At 41.8% G+C, this 21,279-nt stretch carries 25 protein-coding genes and 2 tRNA genes; 8 read left to right on the top strand and 19 right to left on the bottom strand.

Going from position 1 to position 21,279, the window contains the following annotated elements:
- The first annotated feature begins 152 nt into the window (after positions 1 to 152).
- Positions 153 to 1,328, top strand: a complete 1,176-nt coding sequence (locus HM003_05170; protein MBX5328727.1) for a TGS domain-containing protein — start codon at positions 153 to 155, stop codon at positions 1,326 to 1,328.
- Positions 1,329 to 1,346: 18 nt separating this feature from the next.
- Here the strand turns inward: HM003_05170 and HM003_05165 are convergent, their stop codons facing one another.
- Complete coding sequence (locus HM003_05165) at positions 1,347 to 1,940, bottom strand: 30S ribosomal protein S7 (GenBank protein ID MBX5328726.1); 594 nt, start codon at positions 1,938 to 1,940, stop codon at positions 1,347 to 1,349.
- Entirely contained in the window at positions 1,940 to 2,380 is a 441-nt protein-coding gene (locus HM003_05160) for a 30S ribosomal protein S12 (protein MBX5328725.1), read from the bottom strand. Before HM003_05160 ends, HM003_05165 begins: the two co-directional genes overlap by 1 nt.
- Positions 2,381 to 2,562: 182 nt before the next feature.
- Here HM003_05160 and HM003_05155 point away from each other — a divergent pair, with 182 nt between their 5' ends.
- Positions 2,563 to 3,354, top strand: coding sequence for a lipoate--protein ligase family protein (locus HM003_05155; protein MBX5328724.1), 792 nt, complete (start codon positions 2,563 to 2,565; stop codon positions 3,352 to 3,354).
- Between the two features lie 22 nt (positions 3,355 to 3,376).
- Here the strand turns inward: HM003_05155 and HM003_05150 are convergent, their stop codons facing one another.
- From HM003_05150 to HM003_05135, 4 genes are all read right to left on the bottom strand, one after another.
- Positions 3,377 to 4,801 (bottom strand): cysteine--tRNA ligase, encoded by a 1,425-nt coding sequence (locus tag HM003_05150; protein MBX5328723.1) that lies wholly within the window; start codon positions 4,799 to 4,801, stop codon positions 3,377 to 3,379.
- 58 nt (positions 4,802 to 4,859) lie between these two features.
- Positions 4,860 to 5,006 (bottom strand): hypothetical protein, encoded by a 147-nt coding sequence (locus HM003_05145; GenBank protein MBX5328722.1) that lies wholly within the window; start codon positions 5,004 to 5,006, stop codon positions 4,860 to 4,862.
- A gap of 239 nt (positions 5,007 to 5,245) precedes the next feature.
- Entirely contained in the window at positions 5,246 to 5,800 is a 555-nt protein-coding gene (locus tag HM003_05140; protein MBX5328721.1) for a hypothetical protein, read from the bottom strand.
- A gap of 333 nt (positions 5,801 to 6,133) precedes the next feature.
- Positions 6,134 to 7,612, bottom strand: coding sequence for a hypothetical protein (locus HM003_05135; GenBank protein MBX5328720.1), 1,479 nt, complete (start codon positions 7,610 to 7,612; stop codon positions 6,134 to 6,136).
- Positions 7,613 to 7,919: 307 nt separating this feature from the next.
- Between HM003_05135 and HM003_05130 the strand changes: the two genes are divergently transcribed.
- Together HM003_05130 and HM003_05125 are read left to right on the top strand one after the other, a co-directional pair.
- Positions 7,920 to 9,341: a glutamine synthetase gene (locus HM003_05130; GenBank protein MBX5328719.1), complete on the top strand. Its 1,422-nt coding sequence runs from the start codon at positions 7,920 to 7,922 to the stop codon at positions 9,339 to 9,341.
- 39 nt (positions 9,342 to 9,380) lie between these two features.
- Positions 9,381 to 9,472 (top strand) — tRNA-Ala (locus tag HM003_05125).
- A 103-nt stretch (positions 9,473 to 9,575) separates the two neighbouring features.
- On the opposite strand, the gene HM003_05120 is transcribed toward HM003_05125, so the two are convergent.
- The gene (locus HM003_05120; GenBank protein MBX5328718.1) at positions 9,576 to 9,848 is read right to left on the bottom strand and encodes a hypothetical protein; all 273 of its coding nucleotides are present in this window, start codon (positions 9,846 to 9,848) and stop codon (positions 9,576 to 9,578) included.
- Between the two features lie 34 nt (positions 9,849 to 9,882).
- Positions 9,883 to 9,999 (bottom strand): desulfoferrodoxin FeS4 iron-binding domain-containing protein, encoded by a 117-nt coding sequence (locus HM003_05115; protein MBX5328717.1) that lies wholly within the window; start codon positions 9,997 to 9,999, stop codon positions 9,883 to 9,885.
- 130 nt (positions 10,000 to 10,129) lie between these two features.
- Between HM003_05115 and HM003_05110 the strand changes: the two genes are divergently transcribed.
- Complete coding sequence (locus HM003_05110; GenBank protein ID MBX5328716.1) at positions 10,130 to 10,321, top strand: hypothetical protein; 192 nt, start codon at positions 10,130 to 10,132, stop codon at positions 10,319 to 10,321.
- 91 nt (positions 10,322 to 10,412) lie between these two features.
- Here the strand turns inward: HM003_05110 and HM003_05105 are convergent, their stop codons facing one another.
- Positions 10,413 to 10,829 (bottom strand): hypothetical protein, encoded by a 417-nt coding sequence (locus HM003_05105; protein ID MBX5328715.1) that lies wholly within the window; start codon positions 10,827 to 10,829, stop codon positions 10,413 to 10,415.
- 169 nt (positions 10,830 to 10,998) lie between these two features.
- Between HM003_05105 and HM003_05100 the strand changes: the two genes are divergently transcribed.
- Positions 10,999 to 11,541: a hypothetical protein gene (locus HM003_05100; GenBank protein ID MBX5328714.1), complete on the top strand. Its 543-nt coding sequence runs from the start codon at positions 10,999 to 11,001 to the stop codon at positions 11,539 to 11,541.
- Between the two features lie 74 nt (positions 11,542 to 11,615).
- On the opposite strand, the gene HM003_05095 is transcribed toward HM003_05100, so the two are convergent.
- The 10 genes from HM003_05095 to HM003_05050 form a co-directional block, all read right to left on the bottom strand.
- A complete protein-coding gene (locus HM003_05095; GenBank protein MBX5328713.1) occupies positions 11,616 to 11,999 on the bottom strand; it encodes a hypothetical protein in 384 nt (127 codons plus the stop codon).
- Between the two features lie 6 nt (positions 12,000 to 12,005).
- Positions 12,006 to 12,473 carry a hypothetical protein gene (locus HM003_05090; GenBank protein ID MBX5328712.1) on the bottom strand — a complete coding sequence of 156 codons (468 nt, stop codon included), beginning with the start codon at positions 12,471 to 12,473 and terminating at the stop codon, positions 12,006 to 12,008.
- A gap of 670 nt (positions 12,474 to 13,143) precedes the next feature.
- Positions 13,144 to 13,389 carry a hypothetical protein gene (locus HM003_05085; protein MBX5328711.1) on the bottom strand — a complete coding sequence of 82 codons (246 nt, stop codon included), beginning with the start codon at positions 13,387 to 13,389 and terminating at the stop codon, positions 13,144 to 13,146.
- Entirely contained in the window at positions 13,355 to 13,867 is a 513-nt protein-coding gene (locus HM003_05080) for a hypothetical protein (GenBank protein MBX5328710.1), read from the bottom strand. Before HM003_05080 ends, HM003_05085 begins: the two co-directional genes overlap by 35 nt.
- A gap of 47 nt (positions 13,868 to 13,914) precedes the next feature.
- The gene (locus tag HM003_05075) at positions 13,915 to 15,318 is read right to left on the bottom strand and encodes a rhodanese-like domain-containing protein (GenBank protein ID MBX5328709.1); all 1,404 of its coding nucleotides are present in this window, start codon (positions 15,316 to 15,318) and stop codon (positions 13,915 to 13,917) included.
- A gap of 368 nt (positions 15,319 to 15,686) precedes the next feature.
- The gene (locus tag HM003_05070; protein ID MBX5328708.1) at positions 15,687 to 16,214 is read right to left on the bottom strand and encodes an HNH endonuclease; all 528 of its coding nucleotides are present in this window, start codon (positions 16,212 to 16,214) and stop codon (positions 15,687 to 15,689) included.
- A 233-nt stretch (positions 16,215 to 16,447) separates the two neighbouring features.
- Positions 16,448 to 16,687, bottom strand: coding sequence for a hypothetical protein (locus HM003_05065; GenBank protein MBX5328707.1), 240 nt, complete (start codon positions 16,685 to 16,687; stop codon positions 16,448 to 16,450).
- 42 nt (positions 16,688 to 16,729) lie between these two features.
- Complete coding sequence (locus HM003_05060) at positions 16,730 to 17,119, bottom strand: hypothetical protein (GenBank protein MBX5328706.1); 390 nt, start codon at positions 17,117 to 17,119, stop codon at positions 16,730 to 16,732.
- Positions 17,120 to 17,134: 15 nt separating this feature from the next.
- Entirely contained in the window at positions 17,135 to 18,904 is a 1,770-nt protein-coding gene (locus HM003_05055) for a hypothetical protein (GenBank protein MBX5328705.1), read from the bottom strand.
- A gap of 309 nt (positions 18,905 to 19,213) precedes the next feature.
- Positions 19,214 to 19,298, bottom strand: a tRNA-Leu gene (locus HM003_05050).
- A gap of 71 nt (positions 19,299 to 19,369) precedes the next feature.
- On the opposite strand from HM003_05050, the gene HM003_05045 reads away from it, so the two are divergent.
- Both HM003_05045 and HM003_05040 read left to right on the top strand, forming a co-directional pair.
- On the top strand, positions 19,370 to 19,531 hold the full coding sequence (locus tag HM003_05045; GenBank protein ID MBX5328704.1) for a 30S ribosomal protein S30e: 162 nt from the start codon (positions 19,370 to 19,372) through the stop codon (positions 19,529 to 19,531).
- A gap of 202 nt (positions 19,532 to 19,733) precedes the next feature.
- Positions 19,734 to 21,269, top strand: coding sequence for an amidohydrolase (locus HM003_05040; GenBank protein ID MBX5328703.1), 1,536 nt, complete (start codon positions 19,734 to 19,736; stop codon positions 21,267 to 21,269).
- Positions 21,270 to 21,279 lie beyond the last annotated feature (10 nt).

Raw genomic sequence — 21,279 nt, 5'->3', positions numbered from 1 at the left:
ATTTTTCTCCTCTAAATTTTAGTGAATTCGTTTACACAACTGTTCATTCAATTATTTTAATCTTTTTATGATACTGCAGCTTGACGAGTATGGTGTCGCGGAAACAAATATTAGAGTAAAATTTCGAAATCAGTATTGGAAGCGTTTAGTTTATGCCGACAAATTTGCCTCCTGATGCAAAAAAGAAATGGGCAGAAGTTGAAGCTACAAAAAATCCACGGGAAAGACTTCTGAGAATGCAAGAGTTCCTAAGTTTGGTTCCGAAACACAAGGGCACTTTGAAGCTTCGCGGTCAAATAAAAAAGCAGATTGCAGTGATGCGCAAGGAAATGGAAGAGAAAAAGCGAAAGCGCGCTGGAAAGGGAGGACCGAAATATTTCATAGAGAAGGAAGGCGCGGCTCAAATTGTGCTTTTGGGCGTGACGAATGTTGGGAGAAGCAGTTTGCTTGGAGCGGTTACAAACTCGAAAGTTGAAGTTTCATGGGCGCCTTACACCACGCGAGAGCCAGTTCCAGGCATAATGAATTTTGAAGATATTCAATTTCAGCTTTTAGAAGCTCCAGCGTTGATTGAAGGTTCTGCTGAAGGTAGAGCGTGGGGGCTTCAGACTTTGGCTTTGGCACGAAATGCTGATGGATTAGTTTTGATGGTGGATTTGTCGCAGAATTCCGTGGAACAGTTGTCTCTTATTTTAGACGAGTTAGAGAAAGCGCGAATTCTCGTTAGCAAACCTAAGGCGAAGGTGGAGGTTGAGCGTAAGTTTATGGGTGCCGGCTTGCGGATAATCGTGTTTGGTAGACTTGTTGACTGTAGTTTCCGTGATGTTGAGGACCTTCTGAAAAGCTATCGGATTGGAGATGCTGTGGTTAAGATTTCAGGCGAAGCTACACTTGACGAGGTTGAAGATGCCATTTTTGAGAATACTGTGTATAAGCCGGCGGTTGTTGTTGCGAACAAAATTGACTTGGCTGGTGCAGAGGGGAATTTTAAGTTGTTGAGGGCTTATGTGGGCGAAAAACTGCCAATTCTTGCAGTTTCATGCACCAGTGGATATGGCTTAGACAAGTTAGGTGAAACTTTATTCAAGACACTTGATATTATACGGGTTTACACTAAAGAGCCGAACATGAAAGATTATTCCAAGAAACCCTTCGTCTTAAAGAAAGGCGCAACGGTTTACGATTTAGCCAAAAACATTCATAGCGACTTCAAAGAAAACTTTTACTTTGCGAAAATTTGGGCTAAACGCTTTACTTTTAGTCCACAGAAAGTGGGAGCATCGTTTGTTTTGGAAGATGGAGACGTAGTTGAGATTCATCTAAAATAATTAAGAGTTTCTATGCCGCTATCTTGATGCTTGGGCTACTCTTTCTGTTTCGTGGCGTTTTGAAACTGCGTAGCTTTTCATGTCATGATTTGCAGCTAAAATAAGTTCCTCTGCAAGGCATTCTTCTATTGAACGTGGATTGTTTATTGATGCTTGTCTTGCTCCTTCGCAAATGTTTCTTAAGGCTAAGTCTACGCGTCTTTGTGGAGCAATGTCTACGGATAAGTGGTAAACTATACCGCCGTAGCTGATGCGTGTTGTGTCTTCGCAAGGCGCAGAATTCTCCACTGCTCTGACAAGCACTTCTATGGGGTTTTTGCCAGTTCGCAAATGGATAATTTCAAACGCGTGCTTTACAATGTTCATGGCTTTTGCTTTTTTACCCGCGTTTTTTCCGGGGCGCATCAGATTGTTCACTAAACGTTCGACTATGTTGACGTTTGCTTTGCGAAAACGCGCGTGTTCATGTCTTCCCATACTATGCGGAACAACAAGCGGTTTTAAAGAAATATACCCTTGTAAACCTAAATCTTTAACTTGAACGTCTTTGTAGCTCCATTTCTCAAAAAATTTAATTTCTTTCTCTTCTTGCTGCTTCTGGCTCAACATCATCACCGTGCAGGTTTCTGTTTTCTTCCGTAAACAAGCTCGTTCAACGAGACGCCGTTAACCATTATTACTTTCCAACGCACGCCGGGAATGTCTCCCATGCTTCTTCCACGTGAACCGCCGATGCCTTCAACAATTACTTCGTCATGTTCGTCGACAACATTTAATGCGCCGTCTCCAGGCAGAAAAGCGGTTATTGACCGTCCATTTTTTATGAGTTGGGTTCTTACGCACTTGCGTATGGCGCTGTTAGGCTGCTTGCTTTCCACGCCTACTTTTTCGAGAACTATGCCGCGTGCCATAGGTGCGCCTTCAAGCGGGTCTGCCTTCACATCCAGCATTAGCATTCGACGTTTATAGTACATGCTACTCCAACGGAACTTGTTCCGTTTTTCAGTGAGTTTTCTTGCGGCGAATTCGCCTTTAGGCGATTTTGAACCCATACTTAGTTTTTCCCTTCGCTACGAGTAATCACAACACTAATATTTAAACTGTAACATGCAAAATTGCCATGGCATCGAAAAATTTTGCGGAAAAAATTCATAATTAATTGAGAAGCCCAAATAGACAAACATAAAAATTAGTCACCGAAGCATTAGGGAAATAAAGCAGCGGAGACTTGCAAATGGACAAATGGCGGCTACTAAAACTCGAAACTCATGACGCGTTCATGAATATGGCTGTTGACGAGGCTATATTAACTGCAAGAATAAACAACGTGTCTCCGAATACTTTAAGGTTTTACTGTTGGAATCCCTCTGCTGTTTCGATAGGCAAATTTCAAGATGTTAACAATGAGGTTTACTTGGACAGTTGTAGAAAACATGGTGTCGGCTTGGTTAGGCGAATAACCGGAGGCGGCACAGTCTATCACGATGCTGAAGGCGAAATTACCTACAGCGTAATCGCCAAAAAAGACACTTTAAACGCCAAAGACATAACTGCTGTTTATGCGAAAGTCTACGAGGGCATAGTAGAAGCCTTAAAGATTCTTGGAGTAACCGCTGACTTTAACATGGGCAACGAGAAAACTTGCCCAAACCTTACTGTAAAAGGTAGGAAAATTTCTGGAAGCGCGCAGTCTCACAAAAGTGGAGTTGTTTTGCAGCATGGCACTTTGCTTTTGGATGTTGATTTGGAGAAAATGTTCACCTTTTTGCGTGTTCCTTGGGCAAGAACGTGCATGCAAGTTGTGGGTGTGGCGAAGAATAAGATAACATCGTTGAGGATGGAGCTTGGAAAGAGTGTTTCAGTAAGTGAAGCGTATCAAGCGTTGGTTGAGGGTTTCGAGAAGGCTTTGAAAGTTCCGCTTTTGGAAGGTGAATTGACATCTTATGAGCGTGAACTCGCAGAGAGGCTCTGTAAAGAAAAATATTCCACTGACGATTGGAATATTCACGCCCAAACTAAAGTTTAAAGTGTAATTGAGAAATGTAAGTTTAGCGTTTTTCGATTCTCCATTTCACGCCTTGAGGTGTGTCTTCAATAATCACGCCCATGGCTTTGAGTTGTTCTCGGATTTTGTCTGCTGTTTTCCAGTCTTTTGCTTTTCTGGCTTCTTCTCTTTTGTGGATGAGTTCTTCGGCTTCTTTTGGGAGTTTTTCTTCTTTTTTTGCTTCACCTATTACTCCTAAGACTTTGTCGAAACGTAGCATTAGGTTGTAGACTTCTTCTGCTTCTTTCTTGCTGAGTAGGTTATTGTCCATTAGCTTGTTGACTTCTCTGACAAAATCGAATAGTGCGGCTAGTGCGACGTTTATGTTTAAGTCGTCATCCATGGCTTCCTCGAAATTCTTTTGCACTTGAGCCATTAGCTGCGTTATTTTTTCTCCGCTTTCTTTTCCATCCGCATCTAAGAGCCTATGTGTGAAACTTTTTAGGCGGTCTACTGCGTTTTTTGCTGCTTCTAATCCTTCGAATGTGAAGTTTAACTGTTGTCGATAATGGGTTGACATTAGCAGGTAACGTATAGCTGTGGGATTGTAGCCCTTTGCTAGTAAGTCTCGTAGAGTGTAATAGTTGCCGTAGCGCTTAGCCATTCTTTTGCCTTCAACCAGCAAATGCTCGTTGTGAAGCCAATAGTTAACGAATTTTTTTCCTGTTGCTGCTTCGCTCTGGGCGATTTCGTTTTCGTGATGTGGAAACATGTTGTCCACGCCGCCGCAATGGATGTCAAATGTTTCGCCAAGGTATTTCATTGACATTGCCGAACATTCAATGTGCCATCCGGGTCTTCCTTTGCCAAGTTCTGTTTCCCAGAAAACGTCGCCGTCTTCTTCGTCCCATGCTTTCCATAGTGCGAAATCGCGGGCTTCTTCTTTCTCGTACTCGTCAACTTTCACTCTGGCGCCTGGTTTGAGTTCTTCAATTTTGATTTTTGAGAGTTTTCCGTAGTCTTTGAATTTTGTGATGCTGTAGTAGATTGAGCCGTCTTCGCCTTTGTAGGCGTAGCCTTTCTCCAAAAGCTTTTTGATTAGAGCTATCATTTCGGGGATATGCTCTGTAGCTTTTGGGTAAAGTGTTGCTTTTTGTATGTTTAGGGCTTCTATGTCTTCGAAGAAGGCTTTTGTGTAGTATTCTGTGTATTCTTTTATTGGCATTTGTTTTTTTCGTGAGCCTTTGATTGTTTTGTCGTCAACGTCTGTAATATTCATGATTTGGGTTACTTGGAAACCGCGGTATTCAAGCCACCGCCGTAGTAGGTCTTCAAAAACGAAAGCGCGGAAATTACCTATGTGTGCGTAATCGTAAACTGTGGGTCCGCACGTGTACATTTTCACTTTGCCTTTTTCTAAGGAAACGAATTTTTCTTTTTTCCGTGTTAAAGTGTTGAAAAAGTGCATGTTTTCAGCTGAAGTATTCATTGGGTTTTCCCAAAGAAATAACATGGAAGCCTATTTAAGCATTTTACCTTAACTTTTTTTAGTCGTATCGCTTGAGTTTCATCATTTTTCTGAAACTCTTGAGGTCTTGCGCTACGTTTCTGAGGAAGTGTAGTTCTTCCATTGTTTTTTCGAATTTTAGGAATTCTTCGCGAATTTTTCGTATTACGCGTTCGTTTTCGCTCATTAGCTTATTCGCCTTAACGTTTTTGTGGAGGGCTTTCATTGTTTGTCGGCAAGTCCAACCAGCCACTTTCCGTCATCGAGGAGAAAGGAGAAGGCTTCGAAAAACGGAAAAACCGATTTTCGGCTGATTGTGGCTTAGCCTTCAACCTTAGCCCTCCAATTGCATCGTAAGACTTAAGACACAAGCCAGCTATAAAAAGATTACTGAATAAAAAGAACATACAAACATTAACGCATAACTCAGCCGATAGCCAAAATACCTTCCAAAATCTTCTTTTCCGGCACATCCAACTGCTTCGCAAGCCACGTCTTCAAAAGCGAAGTATACTTCGGAAGCTCACCACTATAGGTTATTATCTGCCCGTTCTTCAAAGCATCCGCCTGAAAACTCTTCTCAGCTTCGCGATACAAGAAAGACAATGTTTCAGCTTGATAAGCGAGTGTCAAGAAATCTTCCCACTGCTTGCAACGCAGAATCACTGGCGGACCACGGGTTTCTCTTGCTTGACGCGTTTCAGTTTTCTGTTCCTGAAGCGTTTGGATTGGCAGTTGGGATGTCTCATGCGTGGTTGATAGGTAAGTGATTAAGTTTGCAATTTCATTCTGCAGCGTGGTTAATCTTTCTTCTACTTTCTCTATTTTTCCACTAAACTCGCCCGCAGTACCCAGTTTTTCAGCTATGTTTCCCAACTCGCTTATCAAGCGATCCAAGTCTTTCTCGTGCTCCTTCAGGACATTGACTATAAAGTCCAATGCTTCTAAGGCTTCGTCCTTCGATGGAGCTTTTCTAGACATCGCTCTTTCTCCCTTTTCTTCAACCTATAATGCCCATTCTTTATAAATAAACGTAGCGAATCCTCAAAACATATCCATAGGAAGACGTATCCATACTTATTAAGAATAAAGTGCATGATGCTTGGAGTTAGGCATGGTCTTTTTCCATGGTTTTATTCAAGTGGATACTGTTTCCATTTTCGTTTTTTGAATAGCTCTTTTCCGTTCATATCAATAGCATGTGCAAAAGAACATTTTTCAAACAATTTTTGAGGTTCGCTATCTTTCGCTGGTTAATTAGTGTGTTGTTTGGGTTAAAAACGAGAAAGAAAAAATGGAATATACTTATGGAAACTATTGGGTGGGAGGCTTTGGTGGAGGCGGTGCTTTCTTTCGAAGCATCAACGCTATTGTGGCTATGCCGAGGACGATGGCTACTATTATTGCCCCAAGAAGCGCGTATGTCATCATGTCAAGTTTCTGTGTTAAACCATTTATTTTATCAGTTAGGTCTGAGTTTTGCTGCTGCAATTCTTGATAAAGTGGGTCTTCAGTCGTTGGAACATTAACCGTAACAGTGGCTACTGCCTCATTTGACCATGCTCCTGAATTGTCTTTCACGCTGAAGTATATCGTGTGAGTTCCCTTTGACAAGGTTGAAGTTTTAAATGTTGCAGTATTGCCAATCACGCCGTCAATGGAGGATCTCCACTCGTAGGCAACAATTGAACCGTCGGAATCTGTGCCGTGCCCAGTGAATGTAATGTTTTCTCCTTCCACTATTGGATTTGGCGTTATCGAGTCAATGTAGGCTGTGGGGCGTATGTTTTCTGGTGTTATAATCGTTGCTTCTTCATTTGCTTGAAGATAAGCGCCGTTGCATCCGCCTATTGCGTAGATTTTTCCGTTTTTGCCGACAGCGGCGCCTAGTTCTTTTCTCCGTGTTGGCAGGTAGGACTCTTGCCATGTTGGCGTGCTCCATGTGTCAGTTTTTGGGTCATAAACTTCAACGCTGTCATAGAAGGGTGCCTCATTGTTACCATAGTTAGCTCCTCCACCTATGATATAAATTCTGTTGTCTAGTCCCAAGACTACTCCAAATTCTAGTTTGGGTTTAGGCATTGATGCTTTTTTAATCCATGTCCCTGCAGAAGGATTGTATGCTTCTACAACGGACAATGCAGTGTCATTGTATCCGCCAAAAGCATAAATTAATCCGTCTGGCCCTTTAACCACGCCCAATTCGCATCTTCCTGTGGGCATCTGAGTGCCGTTGGTCCACGTGTCAGTGGCAGGGTCATATATCTGTGTTAGGTTGCTGTAATAGAGTCCAACCTCATATGATTCACCGCCAATGACATAGATTTTTCCGTCGTTTCCAGTAGCTGCAGCGCCCATCCAAGTTTTAACTGGTATATCCGCTTTACTCGTCCATGAATTCGAGGTGGTGTTGTAGGCTTGAACGTTGCTCAAAGGATCCCATGCTGAATCGACTCCGCTGATTACATAGATTATTCCATCAGATCCTTTGGTAACAGCTGCTCCTCTGACTCCGTGAGGTATCGGTGCTCGGTTAGCCCATGTTTCTGTCATCGGGTCATATGCTTGAACAGTATTTAGTACATTGCTACCGTCCCAGCCGCCAATAACGTAGATTTTTCCATCGTCTCCAGCTATCACCGCGGCTTGTGACCTTGCAGTTGGCATGTTGGTCTTTACTCTCCATGACGGAGAGGGCATTGTTTCTGCAAGTCCTTGATTAAATGGAAATAATCCAAGCATTAGAAGACCAATAAGTATTCCAATACAAACAATTGTGTTTTTCAATTTCAAGTTATCTAACTCCTTTTTTCAAAGCGTATGATATCTGATGAAATCCTTATAATTTTTTGCAGTTCATAGATGCGAAAGCGCATGTATCCAAAATTGTTCTTTTGTTTTTTAAGCATGTTCTGCCATTTTTTCTCAAAAGCAAGGTGTCAAACTGATCCAGCATAAGTTTCAAAATTTGCTCTATTTTTGGCGAAAACGCGCGGACAGATTTAAGTTTAAAAGCGGCGTTTCATGATTTTCATGAAGTTCTATGAGAGGATTAAAATAGCGGTTTTCAAAAGAGTAAGGTACCTACGGAGAGAGTTCCATGCAAAGAGCATTACACTTCTCGGAAAAGAATGATGTAGTCAAGTTTGTCACAGAAAATAACATTAGAATAGTAAATTTGTGTCACATCCCCGAAGATGGACGATTAAAAACTTTAAGTTTTTCAGCAAGTGACACGAGTAGAATTTACGAAATTTTGGAATTTGGCGAGAGAGTTGATGGTTCAAACCTTTTCTCTTTCATTGAGCCTGGCAAGAGTGATATTTACATTGTGCCAAGACTTGACAAAGCATTTTTGAATCCTTTTTTGCCCGTGCCTGCATTAAATATTCTGTGTGACTATTTGGATGAGCATGGTAAACCTTTGGATGTTGCCCCCAAAAACGTTTTGGCTAGAGCGGAAGAAAAACTGCATTCTTCAAGGGGTGTTGCTCTAAAGGCTCTGGCTGAGCTAGAGTTTTACGTAATTTCCAAGGTGGAAAGCGACATGCTTTTTCCCGGAACGCCTGACAAAAATTATCATGAGTCTGCGCCTTTCGCGAAATTTGAAAGCCTAAGAAACGAGATTTTAGTAACGCTGGCTAACATTGGAATTAGCACAAAGTATGGTCACAGCGAAGTCGGCTGGATACTGAGTAAGGATAACACGCTCATGGAACAGCAGGAAATAGAATTTTTGCCACAGAATCTAACGGACATGGCTGAAACAATCGCCATTGCGAAATGGGTAATTCGTAACACATGCGCGAAATACAGCGCCTCTGCTTCATTCTCGCCGAAAATAGCCTTGGAACATGCAGGAAACGGATTGCACATTCACTTGTGCGGATTAAAAAATGGAGAAAACATAGTTGCTAATCCAAACGGAACTTTAAGCGCTGACGCATTGAAAATGATTGGTGGAATACTAAAGTTTGCACCAAGTCTTTCGGCATTTGGAAACCCAACACCAGCATCATACTTACGTTTTGTTGCGCACAAAGAGTCGCCTATGAACATTTGCTGGAGCGCCCGCAACCGCCTAGCTTTGATTCGCATTCCACTATGGTGGAGCTTCAAGAAAGGAATTGTAGAAAAAAACAATTGCCGAGAAACATTTGAGTACCGAGCGCCTGACCCATTTGCAAACGCTTACCTGCTTTTTGCTGGAGTAGCAGTTGCCATTAACTATGGACTGGAAAAATCCGAAGAAACGTTGAAAATTGCTGAGAACTTGCATGTTGAAACGGTAAGCGGCAAAAGAAAAAGACTTAAAGCCTTGCCACGCTCATGCAATGAATCCGCCCAACACCTACGAAAAGACAGACGCTTCTACGAAGCAAACGGCATTTTCCCAAAACAACTAATTGACAAAATAATAGAAAAGTTGAAGGCGTACAAGGACAAAGATTTATGGAAAAGCTTAGCAGACAAACCAAACAAAATCGAGAACATACTAAAACAGTATCTGCATTACGGCTGAGAAACGCTTATAGCATATCCAAAAATGTTACTCTAACATGGGCGGGTAGATCAGCCTGGTATGATCGCCACGTTGGCAACAATACGCCAAAGTCGTGGAGGCCGCGGGTTCGAATCCCGCCCCGTCCACCAAACGCATAAACAGAGTGAGAAGTTAAAGTTCAACCTATTTATAAGGGGCTATAGCTTCCGCAGAGCGCAAAAGAAAAGACAGTAAAAGGCATATCACAATCGTTTATTGCCTATTTTTCTCTTCCTTTGCGATTAAATGCTTTAGCTTCTTCTCCATCTTCAACTCGTAAACATGCTCTTTTGGCGGTGCCGGCAAACTTTTTCTTTTAAAAAGCAAGTTAGGAGCAACAATACGCCTTTCTCCAATCTTAACCTCCACTTTTTCACCATAAAACTTGTCCTCAAAAGATTCCAAAGCTTCCACAATCCAGTTTCCACGACTTTCCGTCAAAACCTTAACCCTATACTTTCCTTTATAATACCGAACTTCACTCACACGATTCACCGCCCTTTTTCTTAACACCAACTATCTACTTGACAAGCTTCATTGGTTTACCACAACAAACCAACGTGCCCTTACCAGCTTCCAAAACTTTAACTTTATTACCACATATTTCGCAGAGATAAACATCTCCAACCTTAGTCATACATGTTTCACCTCGCACACAACACCTATTGCCCTTTTAAGTATTTATTTTCTAACACAACCAACAAACGCGAATAATCGTAAGAAAAACAAACACAACACATATTAGCTCTCTAAACAACGTGATTATCATGAACTCATTAGGTTCAAAAGTAGCAGCAACAGTCATCATCGGCGTAGGTTGGCTAGCTTTTATAGTGCTCTATCTCGCGTTCTTCGCTGGTGGTCTTGACTTCTGGCAAAAACTAGCAATATTAATCTCTTCAGGAGCCATCGCATGCGGTGCAGTAGCGCTCATGTGGATAAAATGGATATTCAAATAACACACGCCAAAAAGCAATTCTTATTCAAAAAGGCGCAAGCTTATCACTGAATTTTCTAAAGATAGAATCCACGCATAAATTTGCAGGAATCTTAAGCTTGAAGCACTCTTTTCAATGCTGCTCTTATTCTTTCAACAACTTCATCATGTTCAATTATTATTCGCTGCGTTTCCGGCTTCGCATCCACAGTAACACTCATACGTCTATTGTAATCTTCAACGCCCTTATTCGTTGCTGCAATAACCTCTTTCACCCAATTTATCTTCTCCTCCATACCTTCAGGAGTCGCAACAAGCCTTAACGTGTCACCGATCAGGAAGAGTTTTCTATCCCACAAATGTCTGCTTGTTCTCCATTCTCTTTCAAAAATGTCTTGCCAAACGTGGTCTGGCTCTGAGTCTAAAGGAAAGTCAATAACATACGCTTTGGGAAAATAATGGTCTTTTCTAATAGTGATGCTGTCAATATTGACGGTTTTTAGAAGGTTAACTTTTTTGACTTGCACCATTTTTTTTCACCGACTGTTATATTAATAAAGGCTTAGTTCACTTAAATTTTATCGCTTAAAATTTAGTTGAGAATTCGGAAGGGGAGACGGTTTCACTTTGTGTTTAAAATTGTTCAGCAAATTTTATATGCATAGATATAAAATGCTTAATGAAAAAGGAGAGAATTGTTTGAAAATAAACTACATAGGAATAATAGCAGGCATATTGGCTTTCGTCAGCATCGCACTACCATGGTGGACAATGGCGCAGTCGGCGACAGGAATGTCAGGAGACGCTTCAATATACTTGTACCAAGCAAAAGCAACCTATACATCAGGGGGAACGACAATGACAATTGATCTTACTAATCCTCCAGCTCCAGCAACCGCATTGAATATTTGGTACAGTTGGACAGCTCTTGCACTAGTCATTATAGGTGGTGTGCTTCTGATTGTCGGCAGTGTAACAGCACTCGGAAAGAAACTGCTTTTAGGTGGTGGGGTTCTCGCATTGATTGCAATAATAGTCTTTGCCGTAGGCTTGCAAAATGAGCTTTCGAATCCTCTTCTAGGAACAGGACCAACAGTGGGTCTGTTTTCCAGCGGAAATTACTTGGGTATTGACTATTCGACCTATCTATCCTTCGGCTTCTGGATTGCATTAGTCGCAGCAATAATAGCCTTTGTCGCCTTCATGAAACATCCAACAGAAACTGCAGCGCCACCCAGTTAAAAACCAAATTCCCCTTTTTCTTATTTAAAAAATACTGTAAATATTAGAAGTTTTTAGTTTGTGTTTGTTAGCATTTATGATTTTTTAAGGTAGAGGTAGAAGATTGATATGACTGGAACGATTAAGCCGAGAGCTGCTGTGTATTGGAGTGTTATTCCCCAAATGTCAAAGGCTACAGTTGCAATGCTAACCATGATTATAGCCCAAAAGCCCCATTTTTGCTTTGCCAAGACACCAAAAGCGGCAATAATCCCGCAAACACCTAAGAAAAGAAACATAACAAACAATATTTGAGATGTTGTAGGAGAAATGGGCACATCTAAAAACTTACCCATTCCTTCGGGCGTACCAACGAAAGCAAAAGAAAGCCTACCAACCGATTGAAGCAGCCACAGCACACCCACAAGAATGATTCCTTGGGTTTGCAACCTTGAGCCTTCAACTTTCCCCTCAACCATGCTCCATCATCCACCTAGCTTAAGCTGAGCCGCTATCTTCCGTCCAAACTCTCTGCATCTAGGCAACTCGCCTTCCAAAATAGGTCCCTTCATCCCCTGAACTTTTATTGACAACCCGGAAATTATCTGTTTTAATCCCAGAACTTTTTCGTTTATTTGCTTCTCCATTTTCTTCGCGGCTTTCTCAAAATCTCCTCCCATATACGTGTCAAAAACAGCGAATTTTTTCCCTTGCAACTGTAACTCGCCAAACTTGTCAATAAAGCCCTTGATACCTCTTGTTGGTCCACCAAAATGGTTTGGAGAACCAATCAAAATAGCATCATACGCTGAGATTGCGTTAAGGTCAACCTCTTTGAGTTCCCTAATTGTAACTTCTACTTCTTCAGCTTCGTTCATTCCCTCAACAATTGCTTCTGCGACACGTTTAGTATTGCCATACTTCGACTCATAAACGACAAGCACTTTTACCATTACAATACCTACTATTACATCGTTCACATGAGCTTTAAGATTTATGGATACACCACGCAAAAACTAAAATAAACGTAATGCTTGGGTTTACATGCGTGTTTTTATATTCCACGTTTTTGGCGCATATAGAAACTAGCCGCAAGATTTTATTTTATAGTTGACAAGAAAACATTTTGGGTTGAACCTCTTTCAAGAGAGTTAATTACTTGACAGTCAAAGAAATGAAAATGATGCTCTACGTTAGCCATAATTTCTGACTTAGCAAAGCATCAGCTAAATTCTAAACGATAGTTCACTTTTCTAACAGCAAAATTTATGCGCGCATTGGTAAGTGCGGGGGATTAGGTTTACACTGTCATTTAAAACTGTCAAGCGATGCTGAGAAAATGATGTACGTGGTTAAACCATCGCATCAAACTTGTTCCCTGTTGTGTTGCATCAGAGTAGTATGTCAAGACGGAAAACCAAGTCTTTAACATCCCCGCCCACCATTCGGTAGTTTTCCATATGATTGATCTATAATTGCGTCTCTTGCCTATTCGGTCTCCAACAAAAACTCCTAATAGAACCGCTGTTGCCATGGTGATGGAGAAAGGTATCAGAAAGCCAGTAACTGGGCTTAGAGTCCTTATCAAAAGGAAGTTTAGAATCAGGAAGATAGGAAACCTAACTAAACACTTACGCCTACCATTATCCAGATTGCTCTCCAAAGCCCAAGCGAGGAAGTGGTCCGAATGTAATAAGCGAAGGCTATCAGTGAGGCTGTAACTATCATGTATTCAAAGAAAAAGTGTGTTTCCGCAAATCCCGTAGCGGCTAACACGCCCAAAATTATCAATATTACGAAATAGGGTAGCACAAAGAAAAGAACCCAGAAACTCTTAGCGGTTCTCTTCCACCACCGGAGTTTCTGCAACCTTTTCGCCCTCATGAGGTTTCAGGTTTTTCTTAAATGGCAGTCGGAAATTTCTTCTCTTTCCAAGACAGTATCCAAGAAGCCCACCGATGGTAGGGGCTATGACGGCAGTGAGGGTGATTACTGTCCACATGTCAAGAAGTTGAGGTAGCGGAGGTAAATTCAAAATCCGCAGTATAATGCTTACCAAGAAAATGATACCGATGGATGTCGTTACTCCGCCCCAAACGAACACTATTTTATATCGCTTTAATGGGTCTTTTTCCGAGAGTACTTTTATTGCAATGTATGCAAATGCATAAGAACAGAAGATGGAGAAAATTAAAGTTATACCACGTTGGAATACATACGAGTTGATGTAATTTGAGAAGTATAAAGTAAAAAGTATAACACACACCACAGACCCCATAGCTGCTTCAATCCAGAAGCGTCTCCACCACTTAGGCTTTCCAAGCCTTCCATGCTCATCTTCGCTCATATTAGTCCCTCATGTTTATGCTTGCTTGAAGACTGTTAAAAGCGTTGTCAGCACCATCCAATGTATTGACAAAAGAGGTCGCAACCTATGCCTCCAAGTTCCGGATACGTCGCCAGAAAATCACAAATCCAACAGGCAAAGCCTGCAGTAAAGATGCATACAAGAATGCAAACTTCACCAAGGAAAGCATTACAAAGAATTTCACAAACCAAGCAGCATGCTATACCACATCCCCCAGCTGGCGGTGGAGGTGGACCGGCTCCGCCTCCATCTTCCCCAGGAGTCAGCATGTCCATTATTATTGCTGAGCTATGGAGAATTTTATGGTTGTATTGTAGGAGTTGCTTCTCCACCAGTTTAGAGAGATGTTTGGCTTCTTCATTCATTCTGGAGTAGGCTTGAGCGAGAGGCATTACGCTGGCATCTTCGCTTTTCTCGTAGACTTTTCCTATTTCTTTGGCTGCTTTGCCCAACACTGCATATAATTGAGACAGTGTCAATGAAGAATTTATCTCGACGAATTCCAGCGTTTTGACTTCGGAATTTTCTATTGGGGCATAGTTAATGAACGTGAATGAGCCGTTATAGCTTTCTGTGTTGACGATTAAGAGTGTGGTGTGGGTTGTCAAATTGTAATTAACACTATTGACCAGATAGTCCAGACTATAGAATTGCATGGATGAATCATCTACAGTGAACTCGGTGAAAATAAAGGTGACTGTTCTGTTAGCTTCATCTGAAGATTCCTTATAACTCCATAGCATGGTTTCAGCAATAGTGATATTACGTTCGGTACCGTTAACTTCATACGTCACTAAGATTTTTGTGAAATTTTCTCTCTGCTCTAACACAGTAGACGTTATGTTCAAAGGATTGCTACAGCTTGGATACGTCTGATTCTGTGCACATGAAGCGCAAGATGAAAGACGGACAAGCAAAGGTTCTATCTTCAACAGAATTTCGTCGTCCACAAAGTTTACCGTGACATAATGCGATGTTGTCCAGATTGGGTAGCCAGCCTCTATCCAGGCAATGATGCCGCCAACCATGTTGTATACTTCTGTGAAGTTATACTCGGCGAGAATTTCGCAGGCTATTTGACTTCTGTACCCTGACCTGCAATAAATTATTATTTCGTGGTTTCGGTATTCCTCAAGCTCACCAATCCTCGCCTCAAGCTGATCATAGGGTACCAGAATTGCGCCGTATAAGTGCCCTATGTCATATTCGCATTGACATCGAACATCCAAGATAACGAGGTTTAGGAATGCACTGTTCATTATCATGCTGTGAGCTGTGTTTACACTTATGTTTTCATAACTTTGAACGGTTGAACCCTCGGACTGAGCGAAGGCGGGTGCTACATTGAAAGCAGTCAAGAACATAGCAATGAGAAGGACGCAAGAAACTACTTTGCGAGTGATGAAAGCTAAATGACAGTTTGCTTTCATTTATTCCCTCAAAGTCTATTTTAGTTTTTTTACAGATAAACTTTTCAATAAACGAAAAATGCCATAATTTGTTCTAATGTATGAACACTCCTCTTAAATGATACTTTAACCCTTAGTAACGATTCTCATTTCTGACGTTGACAGTCTTAAATCCTCAAGTAAGACTTGGTGCGGGGGGTGGGATTTGCACTCCCCACAGCTTGGAGAAATCACCCGCAAATCCCTCTTTTTTCTGTTTTTATCCTTTTTAATAATTACTGTTTTCCGTTAACAACAACTAAGAGAACATTGGTGGCCAACTAATGTAAAACTCTTTTTTATTCCAATATAATTAATCTTCGCTGTTTTTAGAGCGAGCGGATAATCGCCTAGAAAAACCAAGTGTCGCTTTTCTTTCTTTTCTTTTTGCGTTCTGTTTTTGGAAGGTTCCTGATTTCACGTTTAATTTGTGCTTCATTGAGTTCCTTAGCCAGAACGTTAACATATTGGCGCTTGGATGGGGGCAATTTGGTCTTGCTAAACCAATCTTCAGAAACTCTACCTTTAACTTTAATTCTGTGTTTTTGTGCGAGATACTTAAGTTCACGTAAACTCAGCTTTTGCAAAAGTTTCTTGCTTCTATCTTCCGGCGTTTCAGGCAAGCCAAGCTTTTTTCTAACTTGCTTCAATGAAAGTGTTTGCATTGACCTGTTACAGGTAGGGCAGAGCAGGATGGCGTTCTTTAAAGTCAATTTTCCACCCTTTGAATGAGCCCTATCATGACCAATTTCAAAATTGAAAGGGTCAACCTTCGCCCCACAGATGCGACATCTGCCCTTATCTCTCTCATAAACTATTTTTTTCAAGGTTTTCGTCGGCGTGGGTCTTCTTTCTTCTTCATCCCACAATTCTCTCACAATTAAAACTCCAAACTAAAGCTTAAAAAAATTGCCCCTAAAGTATTCGGTTAACAGCGACTAATGGAGGTCATAGGTTAGGTTTAAACATCGGTTTAAATTCTCGGAATTTTTGCAGACCAAACAAAGGATTTAGGAAGACACACTCCAAGTTCTAAATGGCAGGTTATGTCGTCTAAGAAATTCTGCCGAAGGGAATTGAGAATTTTAAGTTTTTCCAAGTTTATCGAGTTTTAGCTTCTTTTATGTTTAGTGAAGATTACTGCTGTTGCTACTATGACTATTGCTGCTACCACTGAGACGCTGATGGAGAGCATTTCTATTGGTAGGCTTGGAAGCGTTAGCGGGCTTGACGATGATGCTTGCCAAATATTTGTGCTGGTAGCTTTGAAAGTTGCCGATGTTGAGCCTTGTGTTAGGGTGATTTCAAGGAGGACTCCGGTTTGCTTATCCCAGCGATAACTAAATTGCATATCGTTCTGCGAGAAACTTGCATAAACTACCGTTCTGCTTACTCAGGCGTATGTTCCTGTAGTTTCTCCGGCAATAGTTAAGTCGCCATATCCAACTATTTTGATTGTGTCTCCAGTCTTTGAGTTTGCTGGTATAAGCATCTGGAAAGTTGAGTTTCCCGTGCCACTAACGACATCAAGCGTCACAATTTCGTTTTGTTCTGTTCCGCTGCTCATGTGACTGATCACTCTAAGAGTCGCAGTCGTTACTGTAACAGATAGGCATTCTACTTGGACCCATTGTGGTACATCTCCGGGAGGGGCACCGTTGCCAGTATAGTCACACCTTACCCATTCGCCTATTTTAATGCCAACTTGCGCTTCTGCATAAACAAAAGCTGTGCAAAGTAAGGTCAGTATAGTGGTTGCTACAAATACAGCGACTCTCCGCATTTGCCCCTCTCCTTATCATCTGTGTTTAACGATGATTACTGCTATTACAGCTGCTATGGCCACAATGGCAACGGACAGTATTAGCCACCAGTAGCTCATAAGGTCTGTTAAGTCTACGCCTCCCATGCCGCCGCCTTGCAGATGTGCCGTCAACTCGTGGAAGCTATGGTGATATTCCACGTAGATTTGGGCGTTGTTGCCTATCTTGTTTATCTGGAAGTCTATGGGGTGGTTGTCCAATGTTACCTTAACGGCTGAAAGTGAACTCACCATTTCTATTGGTATGGTTATGTTGGCTATGCCCGTTGTCCCATCTGGGCCGCCTACGGAAATGCTTAAAGCCATGCTGGTAGAGTTGAAGACCACTCCGAGAACAGAAGAGTTTGTCGTTACATACATGGTTTTATTTGACCATTCAAGCTGCATGCGAATCCAACCTTCAGGAAGAACAGAGACGAAGGCGCTTAAACCAGTTGCCGCAGCCTCAAGACCGTCGCTGACACCGTCACCATCCGTATCCGCCTTCAACGGGTCCGTTCTGAAAACCTTAACTTCAACGCCATCGCTGAGTCCATCATGATCAGTGTCGGGCAGATTCATCGCTGTTAATAAATTAATCTCTTCTAAATTTGTTAAACCGTCATTATCATAGTCTTCGTAGAGGTCTGTCGGATCACCTGGATTAAGGAAGGTGGAACTAATCTCTGTATAATCGTCTAATCCATCTCCATCACTGTCCGGTGCAGCATCTATTGGCTTACCCAGTCTCAAAAGGTATGGAGCGTGAGCTTTCAGATTTATAAATGCGATTAAAGAATCATCTATTGGTGACCACATGCCTGCATAGCCAACATTGTAAATTACATGCTTGTTGCCACCATCCACATCCACAACTGCGATGTTACTGCCCCACTCGTACAACCACCGCGTTTCTGGTGCAAATTCGCCACTTTGCCCATTAAGCTCAGAAAACATAAGCATAGTCCCGTTGTGAGACCAGTCGATCCACGCAGCAATGGTGTTATCTGCAACGCTGGTAACTTTGGTCAAATCCGCGCCATCTAAATTAACAATGTAAACGTCTCTACATGTTGTAAAAGCAAGCTTATCGTTGGCAGGCGAAACCCTTACACTAGTAATCATAGCACTGCCGCTATCGTTTTCAGATAACCGAACAACTAAGGATTTTTCCATACTACCTAAATCAACTTTCCAAATGTTGCTATGATATGGGGCTGGTTGAGTGTAGTTGATAAAGTATTCTGAGTAAACTAAGAATGCCCCGTCCCGCGACAAGTCAATGGCTGCAGGTGAACATGAAGAGCTGCTGTTAACTTCTGCAATTTGAGTTAAGCCGGAACCATCTAAATTAACCGAGAATACGCCACTGTGCGGCACGCTGAAATTTACAAAGAATATTTTTGATTCGTCCGTGGAGATGGCAAAACGGTTAAAGTATGTCGCGCCGTCAATATGGAAATTTGATAGCTTGTTGATTAGTTGCCCACTGCTTGTATTAACAGAAAGAAGACTTCCACCACCGTAAATTAAGAGAGATTCTCCAGACGGACCCCATGCAATGCTGTGTGCATCAACACGTGGGCAGTAAATAAAAAGCTGATCAAGCCAAGTCCATACTTCAGTAGGTGGCCAATAAACCAGCTGCGGATTAGCATTAACATTTTCCGAAGCTCCATAGCCAAGATTTAAACTGGAAACGCTGAATAGACCTAGCACAATCAGAAGGTTTATAGCAACAATACTTGAAAGACTCGTTTTTGTCATATCCGATCATCACACGTGTTTTTTCGTCTACTTTGGCGAATAAAACCTAAAAGATTTATGAAACATAATTATTTATTCGCGATTCTGATTATTCCTCGCAATTTCCTGCGTAAGCAAGAAGACAATCTAAAATACCTTCTTCTAAACTTGTTAATTTCCAATGCCATATTTATGGATAAGAATAACCATGAGACTCCAAAATAAACAAGTCTTATATTCTGTTAGCGATGATTTGAAGAACAATAATTTTCCTAAATGTGACCAACTTTCAAAAGCGTTATTGAAAAGTTAGGAGAATTCGTCGAAAAGTGCGGGGGATGGGATTTGAACCCACGAACCCCTACGGGATAGGCTCCTGAAGCCTACGCCTTTGGCCATGCTCGGCGACCCCCGCCTTCAAATGAAATGTTATACGAAAAGGTTTAAGAGTTACTGTAAGCTTTTGCTAGGAACGGTGAAGTTCGAATGCCTACGCACGGTTCGCTTTCAAAAGCTGGAAAAGTTAGGTCTCAAACTCCAAAGATTCAGCCTACACCGAAGAAAAGCCCCAGCCCACGCTTTAGAAATAAGCGTAATTATGAGAAAAGACTGGTTTTACAGAGAAAGCCTGGACAAAACTGGGTTTAGACAACAATTAAACCCCTATTCCAATGAGCCTTTAGAACACAAGTTTCAACCTATTTATAAGGGGGGCTATAGCCTCAGCACAGCACAAAAATAGGCAAATAATTCTCGTTAGCGAAAAAATAAACTTTTATTTTCTCTTCCAAACATACTTTGACGCATGTTGAAAGCTACACTTGCAATTTTAAACGCTAAAGTTATAACGTTGAACCAGAAACAGCCACGTGCAGAAGCAGTAGCCATTCATAACGAAAAAATTGTCGCAGTAGGTTCAAACAAGGAAATTCGCAGATACATAGGCAACAAAACAGAAGTAATCAACGCAAAAAACAAGACAGTCATTCCTGGGCTCGTTGACTGCCACGTGCACATGACAAGCTTCGGGCAGTTCCCGCAAACTTTAGACCTTCGCAATGTACAATCCATAAAAGCGATACAACAGAAACTCCGAGATTACGCATGTGAAAACTCTGAGAAAAGCTGGATTTTGGGTGGCAGATGGGACCAAGAAAAATTCGCTGAAAAACGCCTTCCAACACGCTGGGATTTAGACGCTGCAGTTGCAGACAAGCCTGTCTTTCTAACACGCGTTTGCGGTCACATAGCGGTTGCTAACACTAAAGCTTTGCAGTTGGCGGGGATAACTAAGGAAATTGTTGTTGAAGGTGGAAAAATAGACTTGGACAGAGCCAATGGAGAGCCTAATGGAATTTTGCGAGAAAGCGCGATGGAACTTGTCTGGAAATGCATTCCTAAACCAACTCGAAAAGAGCTTGAAGAAGCATGCGTTATGGCGTGTGAAAGAGCTGTTGAAGCTGGACTTACCGGTGTTCATTGGCTTCTGAATTCTGCCGAAGAAATGCGCATAATACAAAAGCTTTATGCTGAAGGAAAACTGCCTTTAAGAGTTTATTTAGGCTTTCCACTGAATCTTTTAGACGAATTAATCAGTTTAGGCTTGCTCTCAGGTTTTGGGAATGACATGATTAAAGTAGGATTTGTAAAGCTCTTCGCTGATGGTTCTTTGGGTGCACGGACTGCGGCTTTGAAGCAGCCTTATGCTGATAAGCCTGAAACGTGTGGTATTATGCTTTATTCGCAGAGGAAACTTAACAGGCTTGTTTTGAAAGGGCATAAGGCTGGTTTGCAGTTGGCTGTTCACGCTATAGGCGATTGCGCTGTGGAAGCGGTTTTGAAGGCTTATGGAAAGGCTTTGCGTGTTTTTCCGCGTGTGAATCATAGGCATAGGATTGAGCATTGTTCGGTTCTTAATCCACAACTGATTAGGCGCATGAAACGTTTAGGTTTAGTAGCATCTGTGCAGCCGCATTTTGTTGTTTCAGACTTTTGGGTTGTTGACCGTGTTGGCAATGCCAGAGCACGTTGGGTTTACCCGTTTAAGACTTTGGTGAAGGAAGGGTTGGTTGTTGTTGCTGGTTCGGATTGTCCTGTTGAGCCTATTAGTCCGTTGTTGGGGGTTTGGGCTGCTGTTGCGAGGAAGAGTTTTCCAGAGGAAAAGCTTAGTGTAGAAGAAGCGTTGAGGGCTTATACAGTAAATGCGGCTTTTGCTTCTTTTGACGAGGATAAGCGAGGGTTGATTGCGGTTGGAAAGTTTGCGGATTTGGTTGTTTTGTCGGATGATTTGTTTGAAGTTTCGCCTGACAAGATTAGGAATGTTGCGGTGGAAATGGTGATTGTTGCTGGAAAAGTGGTTTATGCGCGAAAGCAACTGCGTGTTTAGTGTGGTTTAT

Source organism: Candidatus Bathyarchaeota archaeon A05DMB-5 (assembly GCA_019685655.1).
Lineage (GTDB): Archaea > Thermoproteota > Bathyarchaeia > Bathyarchaeales > Bathycorpusculaceae > DSLH01.
This window is presented reverse-complemented; position numbering and strand designations above follow the sequence as displayed.